Below are 16506 nucleotides of genomic sequence, written 5' to 3'. Positions count from 1 at the left end.
TTAAACGCTGTGATTCTCCAGGATCTCTGTAAGGGCACTCTTACTGCTGGTGTGGCAGCGGACGACGCTGGTCCTGGCCTCGTCGATCCCATCCAGTACGCTGCGGATCATTTTATGGGACACCGTGCTGGTAAACAGGATCAGAAGATCGGGACATCCGATCTGTTTATCCAGTCCGGTCCGCATCTGGGTAAATACCTTCGCCTTCCACTGATGGTCCTCGCAGATTTCCTTATACTGCCTGACCATCCGGTCATGGCCTCCAACGATCACAACGCTCATATCCATTCTCCTTCCCGGTCTGTGATTTCTATTTTAGTTAGCTCTATCTAACTTATGCTTATAAGTTAGCACATGCTAACCTTTTTGTCAAGCTTTTTCAATTTGACCCACGGATCTTCCTATGCTATACTGGTCATAAAAGATGCCGGGCGGACGGCTTTTGGTCTCCGGTATCACTGCAAAATGTTTTTGGGGGTGCTCGTTTGAAAATACAGGAATCAGCAGAAAATTATCTGGAGACCATACTGGTCCTCAGTCTGGATAAGCCATACGTCCGTTCCATCGATATCGCCAATGAGCTGGGATTTTCCAAGCCCAGCGTCAGCGTGGCCATGAAGAATCTCCGCAACAGCGGCCATATCCGCGTGGACGAAAACGGCCACATTACCCTGGCTCCCCCTGGAAAAAAGATCGCGGAAATGATCTATGAGCGCCACAGGATCCTGTCCCAGTGGCTGGAATCCCTGGGCGTCAGCAGAGAGACTGCCTCCGAGGATGCCTGCCGGATCGAGCATGTCATCAGCGAGGAGAGCTTTGCCGCCATTAAGGACCATTTAAAGCAGACGTCCGTATAAAGGACAGGGCAGGAAATGGGATCCATTGTGATCCCATAAACGCATTTTAGGTAAGACCCACGAAAAAAAATCGCTGAAGCCTCACGGCCTCAGCGATTTCTCTTTAAAAAGCTTTTTACAGCTTTCTCCTATCTCTCCCTCTTCATCCGAAGGACCTTTCCATTCTTAACTCCCGTAAACTCGCCATTCTTTACCGCGGTCTTTCCGTTTACGATGACGTATTCGATCCCGTTGTTTTTGCGGAACGGATGGTCGTAATCGGCGTTGGCCCGGACATTCTTATAATCAAAGACCGTAATGTCGGCGTTGAGCCCCTCTTTCAGCTTACCGATCATGGGAAGTCCGTAGACCTCTGACGGCATGCCGGTCAGACGGTAAACGGCGTCCTCCAGCGTCCAGAGGCCGTTGTCCCGGATCAGCTCCAGGCGGCGGGCCATGGTTCCCATGGCTCTCGGATGGCTTCCATACTTCTTCTCACGATCCACCACCGCTCCATAATCGCTCCAGTCGCTGCCGCACATCACCCAGGGCTGGCTCATGAAGTTTAAGAGGTCGCTGTCGTTCTGGGAAAAATAAATGCCCTGGACAATACCGTCGTTGGCCGCCAGCAGATCGATGCAGGCGTCGAAGGGAGTCTTTCCCTGTTCCTCTGCCAGCTGCGCCAGAGTCTTTCCGATATGCTCCTTTGTTTTATATGCGCCGGCGATCAGACAGCCCTCATAGCCCGCGGAGTAGATGTTGCTCTCAAACTCATGGGCCTCATGGAAGATGGACCACTCCGCCTGCTTTCTCAGCTCTGCGCTCTCTGCCAGGCAGCGCAGTCCCTCGGCCTTTCCTGCGGTCAGATATTTGGGCGGGATCTGGGAGATCAGCGGGGCTGAGCCTCCGGTGAACGGATACTGGTCGGCGGTGATGGTCATTCCGGCCTTCTGGTTCTCTTCAATATACCGGATGATGTCCCGGCTGTTTCCCTCATTCTGACGGCCGATGACCTTGATATGGGAGATATTCACAGGGATCCCGCTTTCCCGGCCGATGACCAGGGCCTCCTCGATGGATTCCTTCAGCTGGTTTCCCTCCCCGCGGATATGTGTGGTGTATACGCCGCCATACTCATGGGCTACCTTGGCGATCTCCACCAACTCATGGGTGCCGGCAAACACCGACGGCGTGTATACAAGGCCCGTGGAAAAGCCCAGACAGCCGCATTCCATGGCCTCCCGCATCAGACTGCGCATCTGTTCCAGCTGTTCCTCATCCGGAGTTCCGTCGCCAAAGCCCATGACCTTGCCGCGGATGGGGCCCTGGCCTGCAAAAAACGCCAGGTTTGCGCCGTGGGGGATGCTGTCCACATATGCAAAGTAAGAAGTATAGCTTTCACAGATCCTCTCATATTCTTCCTTGGAGATCCCATGGGACGGATCAAATTCCCCGTAATACGGAGCTGCCATGGAACCGCACTGGCCTGCCAGCTCCGTGGTGGCCCCATCCTCCAGATGGTTGTAGCCTGTGGTCTCCGGGCTGAAGACCGTACCGTCCGAATGGGTATGGGTATCAATGAAGCCGGGAGCCACCACCAGCCCCCTGGCATCGATCACCGTCTCCGCCTCTTCTGCAATTTCCGGAGCGATCCTGGCGATCTTCCCGTCCTTCACAGCCACATCCGCCTGGAAACGGGGCGCTCCCGTTCCATCCACTACGGTTCCGTTTTTGATTAAAAGATCATACATACCTTTTTCTCCTTTTTATTTTATATTATTTTTTACCTTCTTCCACTTTCCCCGCCAGCTTTTCCGCCGCCGCGGCCATCTGCCATTTTGACGGCTCCCAGCCAAACCGGATCTCCAGGATCCTGTCTTCATAAAATACCAGATATACGTTCAGATAGCTGTCTCTCCAGTATACCCGGTATGCGTCCAGGGCCTTCCAGGGAGCCGGATCCACCGGTTTGTAGTGATATGCCATGACCACCTTCTGGTCGGTCACCACGTCCTGCTGCTCCCAGAGCAGCCGTTTCTTTAAAAAGCCGTATAAAAAGCCAGCCTTTACCTCCGTCACCTCATAGCGGAGATCTGGGACAGACTGGTCCGTTGTCAGGGGCTGCTGGCTGTATTCCGTATGGGCCAGGAATATCGTCTCCGCCCGGTCCGCCATAGTGGACCATTGATCGCAGCCCGCATCCCTCAGATCCTTCATTTCCAGGGGAATGGGATCGTCATACACCTCCATCTCCCAGCCGCCCTTGTCATAGGTCCCCACAGGCCTGCTCCGCTTCGTGATCCCCACAGAAGATACCATGGCCGTTAGGGCCACCACAAAGCAGAAGGACATGATCACTGTCAGACCAATGGTAAAAAAGAGATTCTTTTTCCGGGAGGCCCCACGTTTCTTCATACGCTCCCGGATATATATGACAGCACCCGTCATGGCCATGATCCCGCCCAGAACCACCGCCAGCCACGCTGTCCCCCATGGACCGCCGCTCATCTGGCAGAGGATCAGCCCGCTGAGGAAAAGAGCCAGGAGAGCCAGAGCCAGGGACAGTCTCCGGTTCCCCCGGAGCCCGTAAAATCTGCCATTTTCTGCCGCTTTCTCCGCCCGCCTTGTCCAGGCCAGGAATCCCCAGAGCTCGCATAAAACAGCGCAGAGGACCAGGAACCAGACCGGGATCATATACGCGGTGGCCGGTCTTGAAAGGAAGCGCACCGGGGATTCCCAAAGCTGCCAGCCCAGCATCATAAGCTGCATCACGCTCAGTCCCGCCAGCAGAAGCCGGCCTGGAAGCATCCCCTTTTTCATGGCCGCCCGGACGGTCTCCACCTGGATCACCGGATCGGTTTCAATGGGCACCGGATCTTTTTGCTCATTATAAAAGATCTGCATCTGGCCCCAGCGGGCCGCCAGGATCCAGCCGTCTCTTTTACACAGCTCCTCCAACTGTATCTGGCCCTCGGTGGGGCTGGGATCGAACTCTGAAGCCTTGGGAAAATAGACCACGTTCACTGCCAGCCTCTTTGGTTCGATCCGCCGGTATTTCCAGAAATACGGCCCCGGCTGTTCCACCAGCCATCCTTTTTCCGCCATATGGGCCGCCCGGTCTTCAATGGCTGCCTTATCATAAAAAGCCAGGTTTTCCAGCTGTCTCTTTCTGTCCTTCATGCCAGCGCCTCCTTTCCCGTCATGGGGCCCTCCCAGCCTGTGTCCAGAACCTCCCGTTCCGCCTTTCTGTTCCCGAATATCTCCTGGTAATCCCGGGCCTGAGCGCAGATCCTTTCATATTCCCGGCCCAGCCGCTCCCTTCCCGCGTCAGTGAGGAGATAGCTTCTCCGTCTCCCCTCCACCTTTGTCTCCCGGATCATCCCGGCCTCTGAAAACTGCTCCAACAGGTTATAAAGCGTTCCGGATCCCACGGTCACCCGGCCCCCGGTCATGGACGGCACCCGGTCCAGGATATCCGTCCCGCAGCACTCCTCATCCAGGCAGAGAAGGACGTAAAACATCTGCTCTGTCAGCGTGTGGAATTTTTCTCTCGCCATGCCATCCCTCCTTTATATGTGGATCTTGTCTCCGTTCATAACCTCGATCATCGAGTATCTGTAATTTTATTGTATACTCGATAATCGAGGTTGTCAACAAAAAATCCTGATATGGATTTACAATAAATCAGCCAAAGACAATGTTTTCAGATCTGGGAGCCGTAGTTTTGTGACAAATCTTCTATTGTGCAAAAGATTTGGTCCTGGTGGTCATTACGAAGTTAAAGTACAGGGAAAAAGCTATGGGGGAACAGATCGATAAAAACGACGTTTTACCAGCGCAGACAGGAAAAGTAGAATGATATGATCGAGAAACCGGAAAAAGTGCGCTATACCGGCAATGCAGAAAATCTGAGTGCATAAGGGCGGCCTGGCTTCCCATCTTCGGAGGGGGCTAACACTCCAGATAAAAGAAAAGAGGGCAAGCCAATGTATTCTACATATCAGAACTTGTTCCAGATTGGAATGTTCATTGCAGCCCCCGTATGATCCTGTTATACAATCTTCCTGGGAACGAAATAGCCGCCACTACTGTCAATAGTGACGGCTTATAAAATGTAAGATTTTAACCGTATCGCTCTGGCCTTCCCTTTTCTATTATCAATAGGGCATCTCCGAAGGCGGGATGTAAGAGGAAAACCCACTTTTTCACACTCTCTACCTGCATACCTCATAAGAGATATCTGTACTTGATAACCAAATGTCAGACAGTCCGGCAGCTCGTCATGTGGAATGAAAACATGGAGCAGGCAGGAAACCACAGTAACGGGGGGCGGGACCACAGGGGAATGCATATGCTTTTCCGGTGTACTATTCCTTATCAGGTCCTTTCCTGCCATCCTGCTTCATTGTTTCATCTATGACACGGGTTACGAAAGCATTCATACTCTGTGCCCTTCATCACATGTCATTATCTTACAGAAAATCTAATATTCCTACGGAAAGCGCCGGTATAAATGTCAGCGCCATCAGAACGATCAGCATAACGCCAATCATTGGCAGTATCTTTTTTGCAATATCGACTACCGATACATTTGAGATCGCAGATGCGAAGAACAGATTGCATCCATAGGGAGGCGTAATAAATCCAATAGCCAGATTCACAGTCATAACGATACCGAACTGGATCGGACTCATCCCGATCCCTGCCACGATCGGCAAAAGGATCGGCGTCAGGATCACTGTGGAAGAAATATTATCAATAAAGCATCCTACCACCAGAAGAAACAGGTTGATCACAAGAAGAATCGCAATGGGATTGCTGATACCTAAAATACCCTTTGCAAGGGTTCCTGGAACCTGGGACATAGTCAGAAATCTTGCAAATGCCATGGAAATTCCAACCAGAAATGTGGTCTGCCCATTGATCAGCGCCGTTTCTTTAAACGCTTCTAAAATACTCTTCAGATCCAGTTCATGGTAAATAAATGCGCCTACAAAAATGGAATAGAGGATCGCCGCTACTGCTGATTCCGTAGGGGTAAAGATTCCTCCATAAATTCCTCCAAGGATAATAACCGGTACCAGAAGCGCCCATATGGAATCTCCCAAAGTACGGAGCAGATGACCCGCATGGAACTTTTTTGTATGTCCGAATCCATGTTTTTTCGCCGTCACATAGTTTACGATCATAAGCACTACTCCAATGAGAATCCCTGGAATAATACCAGCCAGGAAAAGATCCGAGATCGAACACTGGGCGGCAACTCCGTAGATAACGAACGGAATACTTGGAGGAATGATAACGCCAATGGTACCTGCTGCCGCTGTAATGGCCGTAGCGTATGCAGGATCATATCCCTCATCTTTCATCTCCGGAATCGTGATGCCTCCAATTGCTGTCACAGTTGCCGGAGATGAACCAGAAAGAGCCGCAAAAAACATGGATGCCACGACAGTTACCATTCCGACGCTTCCCGTTACCCAGCCCACGACGGCATCAGCAAAATCCAGGATCCTTCTGGATATGCCGCCTGATTTCATCAGATTTCCGGCCAGCATAAAAAAGGGAATCGCCATCAGAGGAAAGGAATCCAGCCCACTCAGACAGGCCGTCGACATGGTTGTCAGACTGATATTTGTAGTAGCTGTCATGGTAACCATGGTAGCTACTCCCAGAGCTACTGCAATGGGAGAGCCGATCATCATGAGAAGGAACATGGTTCCAAACAGGACGAGAATCTTAATTACCATTCACATTCGCCTCCCTCTTTTTTTCTGTATACGCTTTTACATCCTTATAGCAGTTCTGTATCAGCCGAAAAGCCATCAGCCCCATGCCGGTGGGGATAGATGCATAGGGAATCCACATGGGAATCCCGCTGCCGGTAGCTGTCTGGCCGCCAGAGGCCACGCTCAGGGTCAGTTTCATGGAAAGCTGCACCATCATAAGGAGAAATGCCATCCATATAATATTAGTGATCACTTTACAGATCATCTGCCCCTTTTCCGGCAGCTTCTCATACACAAGATCAATGCTTACGTGTTTTCTTTCCTTGGTGGCATAGGAAGCCCCCACCCAGGTCAGCCACAGGAAAAGATAACGGGCGATCTCTTCGCTCCATGGAAGCGGAATTTTAAATACATACCGGGTCACAACCTGCATGGCCACGATCACAACCGCCGCGATGAGAATGATGACCAGGAAAATCTCCTCCAGCTTTTCATCTATCAGTTTCAGGACCTTCATAAGCAGACATCTCCTCTTCTTAAACGCAGCTACTTGTTATGATTTGCAGCCATATCGATCAGTTCCTGTCCATAGGTTTCTGCGGCAGTCTTGTAAACGGTATCCTCAGCTACCTTCTGGAAAGCCGCCTTCTGCTCATCCGTAAGGACCGTCACTTCCACACCGGCCGCTTCGATTTCAGAAAGAAGACTTTCATTCTCTTCTGTGATCAGCTCCCGCTGATACTCCATGGTATTCTCTGCCGCTTCTTTAATCGCTGCCTGGTAGTCCTCTGGCAGACTGTTGTAAAAATCAGAAGCAATATTAAGAGCCACCGCTGTAAAAACATGCTCGGAAACGCTCATATATTTCTGGGCTTCATATAAAGCATTGTTGTAGATCAGTGCCGTAGGATTTTCCTGTCCATCCACTGTTTTCTGCTGCAAGGCAGTAAAAAGTTCAGAGAAGGACATGGGCGTCGGAATCGCTCCCAGGGCCGTAAAATATTCCACATGCAGATTATTTGTCATGGTACGGATCTTTAATCCCTTCAGATCATCCGGCGAAGTGACCGAATGTTTGGAGTTGGTCAGATTACGGAATCCCACATCTCCCCATGCGAGTGTTGTGATCCCTGCCTGCTCTTCCAGCTTCTTGTCCAGAGCCTGTCCAAAATCTCCGTCCATGGCTTCATGAGCTGCATCCAGGGATGTCCAGAGGAAAGGAAGGCCTACCAGATTGTACTCTGGTACAATACCCGCAACAATGGAATCATTCAATGCAGCCATTTCAAGATCTCCGATCCGCATCGCCTCCATATTTTCTGCCAGGGAGCCCAGCTGGGAATTGGGATAAAGTTCCACAGTGATATTCCCATTGCTGGCGTTCTGCAGCGCATTCTGGAACTTCTCTACAAATGCTTTGTGGGACGGATGGGATTCTGCCACATCGTAAGCCAGGCGGATCGTAATCGGATCTGTGGAAGTGATCTCTGTTTCAAGCCCCGGATCGGCCGAAGCCGTATTGGCAGTATCAGCCTCCGCATTCTGTGCCTTGGTCTCTGATGACGGATCTCCGCCTTTTCCTCCGCATGCCGCCAGTGAGAAAACCATAGCTGCTCCAAGGACAACACTTAATGTTCTTTTCATAGTAACCTCTCCTTTTCTCGTCGTTATTTTTTCATTGCAGGCCGCTTCCTCTTTCATATACCATCCGTCCGCCCAGATATGTTTTTTCAACCTGGATATCCTTGATCTTTTCCGGCTCCGTATGGAATAAATCTTTATTAAGTATCACAAAATCTGCCAGCTTCCCAGTTTCAATGGTTCCTTTCAGATCCTCTTCAAAGGAAACATACGCCGCGTTCTTTGTATACATTTCCAATGCTTCGTACACCGTCACCTTTTCTTCCGGGAACCAGCCTCCCTCCGGGTATCCATCCATCCCGCACCGGGTTGTAACGGCATAGATGCCGTCCATGGGATCGTAAGACTCACACGGCGAATCGGATCCCGCTGTCAGGATCATATTGTTATCCAGAAGTGTTCTCCAGCAATAGTGATATCTGGAACGTTCATGGCCTACCCGGCTCTCCGACCATCGCACATTGGTAGATACAAACATGGGCTGGATATCCAGAACCACCGGAAGGTCCGCGATCCTGGAAATTATGTCCTCATTCAGCAGGGACATGTGGATCATGCGGAACCTCGGGTCCGGCTTTGGATTTTCCCTGTACGCCCGTTCAATGGCCGTCGTCAGCATATCAGCAGCTCTGTCGCCGATCACATGGGCTCCCACCTGGATATTCCTTTCATAAGCAGTCCTTACCTTCTGATCCAGCTCCTCCTGGGTGTAATTGGGGATCCCTGTGAAATCCGGATCATCGGAATAAGGAGAAAACAGAAGCGCTGTCCTTCCTCCCATATTTCCATCCACATACAGCTTATAGAACCCGTATTTGACCATCTCATCCCCAAGTCCTGTACGGATATGGCAGCCAGGAAGTTCATCATATCCCAGATACACCCGCACAGTCAGGCGCTCGTCATCTGCCAGAGCCTGGTACACATCCGTATATTCCGGCAGGTTACAGTGGATTCCCTGGATTGCATGGACTCCTGTAAGCCCATGGCTGTTCAGCTCATGGCACGCCTTTTCCACTGCATCCTTCTTTCGCTCCAGCGTGGCCAAAGGATCCGGGATCGCTGCGATAATATCCGCCGCTGCCTGATCCCTTAAAGTCCCCGTAGGTTCTCCATTTGCATCAAACTCTACCGTGCCTTCCACCTTTGCCTGGAACCCCCGTCCGATCCCGCCTGCTTTTAAAGCAAGAGAATTGGCCACATTCACATGAAGGCAGTACCGGGTAATGATCAGCGGATGATCCGGACACACCAGATCCAGCTCCTCCCTGGTGGGAAGTTCTTTTTGGTCGGTAAACTTCTCGTGGTCAAATCCGGTTCCAAGGATCCACTCTCCCTCGGGTGTGTGCAGAGCTCTTTCCCGAATCATTTCCAGCAGCTCTTTTTTGGATCCTGCCCCCTTTAAATTTAATTTCAGGAGATCTCTCGCGTACGCAAATAAGTGCTGATGAGTATCGATCATTCCTGGTATAACGGTCTTTCCTTTCAGGTCTACCACCTGGCATCCTTCTCCAAAAGCCCTGGCTCCTTCATCCGTCCCACAATACATAAATTTTCCGTCATCCACCACAAATGCCGTGCATTGATCGCCTTCATGACGCATGGTATAGACCGTTCCGTTCACATATACAGTCGCCATTACGCTTCCTCCACCTGCCTTTCATTTTTATTTGCACCGGAAGGAATGAAAATATCCATATCCGCATAATACATTATAATATCCATTCAGACTTTTTTCGACATATTCGTCTCCACAATCCACATGTAATGTGTGTCCAGGGATCGAGATCAGTTTTGATTCCGGTGCGATCACCTGAATATTTTCTTTTCCCACGACCTTTAAAATGCGGGCGCTGAACTGATGATTTCCTCTTCCAAAAATAAATCCCTGTCCCCCAATGGGGGAAACTATGATCCGGACAGGATTCCCAGAAGCTATCTCCCACAGTTCCTCTTCCGTCATGTCTTTTTTTACTAATTTTTTATTTCGGACCAGATCAACGCCCAGAAGCTCATAGTCAATTCCGAGCCGTCTGGAAATACACTTGGCAGTAGATCCCGATCCAATGGCATAAAATATATCATCTTCCATTTTTTCTTCCAGATATGCAGCGATCCCTCCCATCTGGTCATTTTCAGAAGAAAAACCGCTCTGTTTCATGTTCTGGACATAGGATGGTTCGTATGGGACTCTGAGCGAACCATAAAGCTTTGAAGAAACACGTCCCTTCCTGTATTCATCCTCATTCAGATCCACTACCTCCCGTTCCGACATGGATACGGGAAGTCCCTGGGCTACCATAGCCGCCATGGCCCCGGCTGCTTCCGGCGTAAGCCCGAACACAGCAGACTGGATCTTTACTCCCGCAGGAATCCCCAGAACCGGAACGCGTTCTCCAACAGCCTGGCATATATTTCTGGCTGTGCCGTCTCCTCCCGCAAACAGGAGGAGATCCACACCTTTTTCCGTCATGATCTCTGCTGCCGCCACTGTATCATGTTCCGTGGTCTCTTCCCTACTTTCATAAACTATCGTGTAGGAAAAACCCATTTTTTCACAAAGCGCAGCTCCCATCGTCCCGGAAACCGTGAGAAGCTGAAGCTGTCCCGAATAGGGCCTCAGCTTCTCCAGCGCCCTTTCCGTCTTTTTCAGCGATTCCGGTCTGGCTCCTCTCTCTCTGGCCTTATCCAGCGTTTCCTTCCCATCGGTTCCCTTTAAGGCCACCTTTCCGCCCATGCCGGCAATGGGATTGATCACCAGACCGATCACCGCCTTACGGTCTGCCATGCTGCTTCAGATAGGACCGCCATGTAACCGCCAGCTGGTCCACGGCTTCAATATGATCATTTTCCAACGCTGAAATGGGACCATTATGAGGCGCCGTCAGAACTACCTCCGGAGTACTGTATGCTTCGTCGCTGATTTTCTTCAGTGCCGCCACATATTCGTCAATATCAGCCTTTGAATAGGACTCCGTAGGCTCCGGCGTATATGGCTCCGGTACGATCAGCGGATGATGGCTCGGGAAAAATCTCTGGAATCCGAAATCCAGCATATGGCGGTTCACATGCTCTGCATCCACGCCGGTTTCCTGTAAAAGCGTTTCAAAGCTATACCGCACCTGCTCCAGGCGGTTGGGAGCTTCCTCTGCCCATGACATGGAGATACCGCGTACTTCATTCAATACCCGCTTCATCATGTAATTGTTATTAAGGATCGCCGTCTCCGCGACAGCTTTCAGTCCATCCACTCCAAGGCTCATAACCCAGGAGTATGCCCGCAGTACAGCTGCCAGACTTCCCTGGAACTGGCGGATCTTTCCCACCGAGCTTTCATCGTCATAATCTGTGTAATATCTGGTTCCATCGAACCGTACCCTGGGTCTGGGGAGATATTTCTCCAGTTCCGCGCTGACACACTGGGCTGCACAGCCGGGTCCCATGCATGCATGGGGGGACGCAAACGCTTTATGGAGATTGAAGTGACACATATCGGCTCCCAACTCCTTGGCCCGTACCAGACCGAAGAGCCCGTTATAGTCGGCCATATCGCAGACGCATAATCCGCCTGCCTCATGGACCACATCCACAAATTCACGGATAATGGGGTTAAACACTCCGGTGTCCTCTGGGTTTGTAATAAAAATTCCAGCAGTTTTCTCTGATACCACAGCCTTCAGATTTTCCAGGCTGGGATAGCCATTCTCATCCGGGTAAAGACTGATCACCTCAAACCCCTTTGTCGCAGGGGCCGCACTGTCCAGAGGGTGCGACAGGATGGTGGTGATGATCTGGGTCCTCTGATCCGCCTCGCCTTTATCCTCAAAGTATTTCTTTAACACAGCCGCATTGGCGTAAATTCCCTGTCCGCCGCCGCCAGCCTGAAAGGAAACAGCATCCAGACCAGAAATTTCCTTCATGATCTGTTCAAAATCATATATGATTTTCAAGATTCCCTGAGCCGTGTCATCATCCTGATATGGGTGCATCTCTGTAAACTTAGAAGAGCGGACAAACTGTTCATTGATTTTGGGGCTGTATTTCATAGTACAGGTACCCAGACCGATATCAATATTAATATCCTGGCCGATGGTCTCCTGGGACAGCCGGAGATAATGACGCAGTACCTGTGGCTGGGCCATTTCTGGCAGTGCAGGACTTTTCTGTCTTTTCAGATGATCTGGGATAAGATCTGACACATCTCCTGTCACTGGCATCGCCTTCTGGGACACATCTGGAAACAGAATGCTGCGGCTTCCCGTCACGCTCTGTTCAAAGATCACTGGCTCATCCCATTTTGCTTCATGGAAATTGCGTAATTTCGGATCTGACATTTCCTTACTCCTCCTTTGATAAAATCTTCTTTAAAGCTTCTGCCAGCGTATCAATATCGGAAAAATCTGTTTTCTCGGTAACGCAGACCAGCATGGACTGTCCCATAGAAGGCATCTGCCGGCTCAGATCATATCCTCCAAAGATCCTGTATTTCAGAAGTTCTTTGTTGATCTCGGCAACGGTCTTTCCTGTGCCGTCCACATTGATGACAAATTCCATAAATCCTCTGCTTTCTTTGTATGGCAGACGGATTCCCTCCACTGTTTCCAGCTTTTTCTGCGCATAATTGCATTTATAGAGGATATTTTCCCCCATTTCCTTCATGCCTTCCGGTCCCATGACCGCCAGGTAAACAGCCGCTGTCACAGCCCACAGGCCCACACAGGTTCCCAAGTACTCAACGGCTTTTTCCCTGACGTAGTAGCTGGTCCTCTCGGGAAGGGCTCTGGCATATCCAAATTCTCCTTTTGAATTCTTAAATATACTGTATAAATGATGGGGATAGTTCATCACATACTGCTCTTCCTGCCTTGTTGCCAGATATCCGCCTAATCCCCCTCCATAGCTCATATGGATCCCCAGCGGCTGGATATCTCCACATGCAATATCTGCCCCATAATCCGCTGGTGCGGAAATGATCCCCAGCGAAGCCGGATCCGCATATACAATGTACTGTGCACCAGCTTCATGGGCTAAGCATCCGATCTCTTTGCACTGCTCCTCAAAAAATCCAAGGAAGGACGGATTCTGAATAAATACACAGGAAACATCATCGGATAATTTTCCCTTCAGATTCTCCAGATCGATCTGTCCGTTTTCCAGAGGCCTGACTTTTATCAGATCCACTCCCTCACAATAACATTCCAGCTGTGACAGGAGATTGGGATTCATCGTTTCCGGGATCAGCACCTTTTTCCTATGATTAATTCTGTGTGACATCATAACTGCTGTGGAAGCGGCCTGCCCTCCGTCATATGTGGGGAAGCTGACAACATCCATATTCAACAGTTCCCCCATCATACTGGTAAACTCAAAGAATGTCTGGAGCTTTCCATGATCCGCATAAGTGTCGCCGCTGTACGCCGTAAGGAATTCAGATCTTCCATTTATTTCATCACATACTGCGGGTACATAATGGTTGTAGCATCCTGCCCCCAGGAAGCTTATGTTTTCATCACAGGTGCTGTCCTTCATTAAAATACTGTCCACATGCTTTTTCAGATCCATTTCCGATGTAAAAGGTTCTGGAAGATCCAGCGGCCGTTTCATTCTCACTTCATCAGGAATGAATGCATAGATTTCTTCCACTGACTCCGCTCCAATGAAGTCCAGCATTTCCTTACGGACCGCTTCGTTGGAGTTAGGAATATAAGGATAATGCAGCATTGAATTTTTCCTCCTTTATGCGTGTAAAATATCAAATGTTTCTGGAAGGGTGCTCCCTCCGTCAATGACCATTTCGGTTCCTGTGATATATTTTGCTTCATCTGAAGCCAGAAAAGCGACCAGATCCCCAATTTCATCGATATCACACAATCTTTTTAAGGGAATAAAACCAGCCATATCCCTAAGTGCGCTTTCCGGATCTTCTGGCCTGCTGTCTGCGGCTACCTGCTCAACCTTTGGAGTCCGTACCCACCCCGGAAGGACCGCATTAACAGTAATGCCATACGGACCGGCTTCGTATGCCAGAGCTTTTGTAAAACTCGATACCGCACCTTTTGTAAGTGCATAAGTCGTCTGCCCTTCGTCAACGACCCTGGTTCCTGTTACAGAAGACGTATTGATGATCCTGCCATATTTTTCCTTCAGCATATATGGATAAACTGCTTTTGTCATATTCCATACTCCAAGGATATTGACTCCCATAATGAAATCTCTGGTCTTCACATCCAGGTTTTCAAATCTCACCCTGCGGTTGACTCCCGCATTGTTATGAAGTATATCGATCTTACCATATTTTTCTATGATCCCATCTGCCATTTTCTGGACATCCTCCAGACTGCTCACATCCACACGGAAATGATCCGCTTTATATCCCATATTTCGGATCTCTTCTGCTGCCAAAGCGACACTTTCAGAAAAATCCACCAGGATTACGGTCGCTCCATGCTTTGCCATGACCTTCGCGCATCCATACCCGATTCCCTGGGCTGCCCCTGTGACAACTGCAATTTTTCCATCCAGTTTTCCCATCTGCTTCTTTTCCTCCTGAATTTCTATTATATATTTTGGATAATTCTCATTTGTTTTTATCTCTATTTTTATTGTATATGCACAATCCTTTTTTGTTCCCAACCAAATTACAAAAAAATACCAACCAAATATATCGGTTTTTAGACAATAAAAGAACTGCTGTGATTGCAATTTTACAAACACAACAGTTCTTCTTCTTTTGTTTTAATTTAAATTTAACCGCCGGATTATATCCGACAAATGCACCATTCCCGACTCCATCTCCTCTTCGCCCAGAAAACCGTAGCTGAGACGGATACAGGAAGAACAATCTGCATCATAAATACTTCCTGGAGGAACCAGGATCTTTTCTTTCAGTGCGCTCTCAAACACCTGCTGGGCCAGAACCTTCCCCTTCAGCCGCAGCCATATAAAGAAACCTCCCGATGGAAGATTCCAGACAGCCAGATCAGAAAAATACCTTTCCAGAAGCTGACCCATCTGATCTCTCCTTTCCCTCAGGGAATCTCGTATATTTTTCAGACCCTCTTCATAAAGTCCGCTCTCAAATAATTCCTGGGCGATCTGCTGGGACAGGGAGCTTACGCCGTAATCCATCTGCATCTTCACATCTGCGAGACGCCGTATAACCCCCTCAGGCGCCACGACCCATCCAACTCTGAGGCCAGGAGAAAAACATTTTGACATGCTTCCAATATAAATCACATTATTGTTCCCATCCAAAGACTTCAAGGGAGGCGGCGGTACCTCGTCCAGCCACAGGTCATACAATGTATCATCTTCTATGACTGGTATATTATTTTTTAAACAGCACAGAAGAAGCTCCTTTCGCCTCTCCAGAGGCATGGTCCTTCCCGTTGGATTCTGAAACGTGGGAATTGTATAAAGCAGTGCCGTTCCCTTGGAAGTTCCTGGAATCATCCAGGGCAGGATCCCGCTCCTGTCCATAGGAACCGGAACCAGATAAGACCCTGTAGACTGGAAAATATTCAGAGATTCCAGATAGGAGGGGCTTTCTACATAAACCCTGGATTTCGGAGGTACCATCCCCGAAGCGATCAGGTGAAGCGCCTGTAATGCTCCTGATGTTACCAGTATATTAGAGATCGGCACTTCGATCCCCTTTCCTCTTAAATGACTCCGGATGGCTGTTCTCAACCCTGGAGAACCATAGGGATTGGAATAATTAAGCTCCAGGTCCTTTTCAGAAAGATGATCCAGCGCCCTCTTTACCAGCCCTTTCTGAATGATATCCGGCGACAGCTCCCCCGTACACATCCGGATATACCCCGGTTCAAATTCAAACCGGTTGATCAGCTGGACGGCTGAGTGATTGGAATAAAAATTCCCCGCATCAACATAATTTTTCCAATGAGAGGAATCCGCATGCATCATATGCAGCCAGCTGTCCCGTGTTACTTTCGTCCCCCCGCCATAGCTTGTTTCCAGAAGTCCCATGGAGATCAGTTCTGCAATGGCTTCTACTACCGTGCTTCGATTTACGTCGAATTCCCTGGCCAGCTGACGCTGGGAGGGCACGTTCTGTCCTCCAGTCCAATTTCCGGTGGAGATATTGTCTGTAAAATATGTGACGATCTGTGCATACAAAGGAACATCCAGATTCTTGTTCGGCTTCCAGTCAATCGTAACAGTCTCTGCCGCTTTCTTATTGAAAGAGGACAAATCTACCCCTCCTCTGTCCTTTTTTATGATCCATCCGCCGGATGCGATGTCTGCTTTGAAAAAAAGGGGCTCTGGCCCAACAGCCA

Annotated in this window: 14 protein-coding genes; 1 reads left to right on the top strand and 13 read right to left on the bottom strand. The window is 49.6% G+C overall.

The annotated features are described in order from the left end of the window. Nucleotides 1–282: a DUF2325 domain-containing protein gene (locus tag WIH05_RS11905; protein WP_022273211.1), complete on the bottom strand. Its 282-nt coding sequence runs from the start codon at nucleotides 280–282 to the stop codon at nucleotides 1–3. A gap of 203 nt (nucleotides 283–485) precedes the next feature. On the opposite strand from WIH05_RS11905, the gene WIH05_RS11900 reads away from it, so the two are divergent. After that, on the top strand, nucleotides 486–857 hold the full coding sequence (locus WIH05_RS11900) for a metal-dependent transcriptional regulator (protein WP_022273212.1): 372 nt from the start codon (nucleotides 486–488) through the stop codon (nucleotides 855–857). A gap of 128 nt (nucleotides 858–985) precedes the next feature. Here the strand turns inward: WIH05_RS11900 and WIH05_RS11895 are convergent, their stop codons facing one another. The 12 genes from WIH05_RS11895 to WIH05_RS11840 all read right to left on the bottom strand — a co-directional run bounded on the left by WIH05_RS11895 (nucleotide 986) and on the right by WIH05_RS11840 (nucleotide 16420). After that, nucleotides 986–2587 carry a D-aminoacylase gene (locus WIH05_RS11895; RefSeq protein WP_022273213.1) on the bottom strand — a complete coding sequence of 534 codons (1602 nt, stop codon included), beginning with the start codon at nucleotides 2585–2587 and terminating at the stop codon, nucleotides 986–988. A gap of 25 nt (nucleotides 2588–2612) precedes the next feature. Then, nucleotides 2613–4016, bottom strand: a complete 1404-nt coding sequence (locus WIH05_RS11890; RefSeq protein WP_337425430.1) for a DUF2812 domain-containing protein — start codon at nucleotides 4014–4016, stop codon at nucleotides 2613–2615. Next, on the bottom strand, nucleotides 4013–4393 hold the full coding sequence (locus tag WIH05_RS11885) for a helix-turn-helix transcriptional regulator (protein WP_022273215.1): 381 nt from the start codon (nucleotides 4391–4393) through the stop codon (nucleotides 4013–4015). Before WIH05_RS11885 ends, WIH05_RS11890 begins: the two co-directional genes overlap by 4 nt. A gap of 915 nt (nucleotides 4394–5308) precedes the next feature. Further along, nucleotides 5309–6586 (bottom strand): TRAP transporter large permease, encoded by a 1278-nt coding sequence (locus WIH05_RS11880; RefSeq protein WP_022273216.1) that lies wholly within the window; start codon nucleotides 6584–6586, stop codon nucleotides 5309–5311. Beyond that, nucleotides 6576–7082, bottom strand: a complete 507-nt coding sequence (locus WIH05_RS11875) for a TRAP transporter small permease (protein WP_022273217.1) — start codon at nucleotides 7080–7082, stop codon at nucleotides 6576–6578. The genes WIH05_RS11880 and WIH05_RS11875 overlap by 11 nt, the downstream gene beginning before the upstream one ends. Nucleotides 7083–7111: 29 nt before the next feature. After that, nucleotides 7112–8209, bottom strand: coding sequence for a TRAP transporter substrate-binding protein (locus WIH05_RS11870; RefSeq protein ID WP_022273218.1), 1098 nt, complete (start codon nucleotides 8207–8209; stop codon nucleotides 7112–7114). Between the two features lie 31 nt (nucleotides 8210–8240). Beyond that, nucleotides 8241–9845 carry an amidohydrolase gene (locus WIH05_RS11865; protein ID WP_022273219.1) on the bottom strand — a complete coding sequence of 535 codons (1605 nt, stop codon included), beginning with the start codon at nucleotides 9843–9845 and terminating at the stop codon, nucleotides 8241–8243. 27 nt (nucleotides 9846–9872) lie between these two features. Then, nucleotides 9873–10994: an ATP-NAD kinase family protein gene (locus WIH05_RS11860; protein ID WP_022273220.1), complete on the bottom strand. Its 1122-nt coding sequence runs from the start codon at nucleotides 10992–10994 to the stop codon at nucleotides 9873–9875. Further along, the gene (gcvPB, locus tag WIH05_RS11855) at nucleotides 10981–12540 is read right to left on the bottom strand and encodes an aminomethyl-transferring glycine dehydrogenase subunit GcvPB (RefSeq protein WP_337425429.1); all 1560 of its coding nucleotides are present in this window, start codon (nucleotides 12538–12540) and stop codon (nucleotides 10981–10983) included. The genes WIH05_RS11860 and gcvPB overlap by 14 nt, the downstream gene beginning before the upstream one ends. A 4-nt stretch (nucleotides 12541–12544) precedes the next feature. Next, nucleotides 12545–13927 (bottom strand): aminomethyl-transferring glycine dehydrogenase subunit GcvPA, encoded by a 1383-nt coding sequence (gene gcvPA / locus WIH05_RS11850; RefSeq protein ID WP_022273222.1) that lies wholly within the window; start codon nucleotides 13925–13927, stop codon nucleotides 12545–12547. A gap of 15 nt (nucleotides 13928–13942) precedes the next feature. Beyond that, complete coding sequence (locus WIH05_RS11845; protein ID WP_337425428.1) at nucleotides 13943–14920, bottom strand: glucose 1-dehydrogenase; 978 nt, start codon at nucleotides 14918–14920, stop codon at nucleotides 13943–13945. 21 nt (nucleotides 14921–14941) lie between these two features. Then, entirely contained in the window at nucleotides 14942–16420 is a 1479-nt protein-coding gene (locus WIH05_RS11840) for a PLP-dependent aminotransferase family protein (protein WP_022273224.1), read from the bottom strand. Between the last annotated feature and the right edge of the window lie 86 nt (nucleotides 16421–16506).

Source organism: Alitiscatomonas sp., assembly GCF_037242085.1.
Lineage (GTDB): Bacteria > Bacillota > Clostridia > Lachnospirales > Lachnospiraceae > Alitiscatomonas > Alitiscatomonas aceti.
The sequence above is the reverse complement of the archived record's forward strand: the minus strand, read 5'-3'. Positions and strand labels throughout refer to the sequence as shown.

Bases quoted from the DNA above. Each gene is read 5' to 3' on its own strand.
- WIH05_RS11865 (WP_022273219.1), bottom strand. From the start codon at position 9,845: ATGGCGACTGTATATGTGAACGGAACGGTCTATACCATGCGTCATGAA.
- gcvPA (WP_022273222.1), bottom strand. From the start codon at position 13,927: ATGCTGCATTATCCTTATATTCCTAACTCCAACGAAGCGGTCCGTAAG.
- WIH05_RS11905 (WP_022273211.1), bottom strand. From the start codon at position 282: ATGAGCGTTGTGATCGTTGGAGGCCATGACCGGATGGTCAGGCAGTAT.
- WIH05_RS11890 (WP_337425430.1), bottom strand. From the start codon at position 4,016: ATGAAGGACAGAAAGAGACAGCTGGAAAACCTGGCTTTTTATGATAAG.
- WIH05_RS11895 (WP_022273213.1), bottom strand. From the start codon at position 2,587: ATGTATGATCTTTTAATCAAAAACGGAACCGTAGTGGATGGAACGGGA.
- WIH05_RS11870 (WP_022273218.1), bottom strand. From the start codon at position 8,209: ATGAAAAGAACATTAAGTGTTGTCCTTGGAGCAGCTATGGTTTTCTCA.
- WIH05_RS11880 (WP_022273216.1), bottom strand. From the start codon at position 6,586: ATGGTAATTAAGATTCTCGTCCTGTTTGGAACCATGTTCCTTCTCATG.
- WIH05_RS11860 (WP_022273220.1), bottom strand. From the start codon at position 10,994: ATGGCAGACCGTAAGGCGGTGATCGGTCTGGTGATCAATCCCATTGCC.
- gcvPB (WP_337425429.1), bottom strand. From the start codon at position 12,540: ATGTCAGATCCGAAATTACGCAATTTCCATGAAGCAAAATGGGATGAG.
- WIH05_RS11875 (WP_022273217.1), bottom strand. From the start codon at position 7,082: ATGAAGGTCCTGAAACTGATAGATGAAAAGCTGGAGGAGATTTTCCTG.
- WIH05_RS11885 (WP_022273215.1), bottom strand. From the start codon at position 4,393: ATGGCGAGAGAAAAATTCCACACGCTGACAGAGCAGATGTTTTACGTC.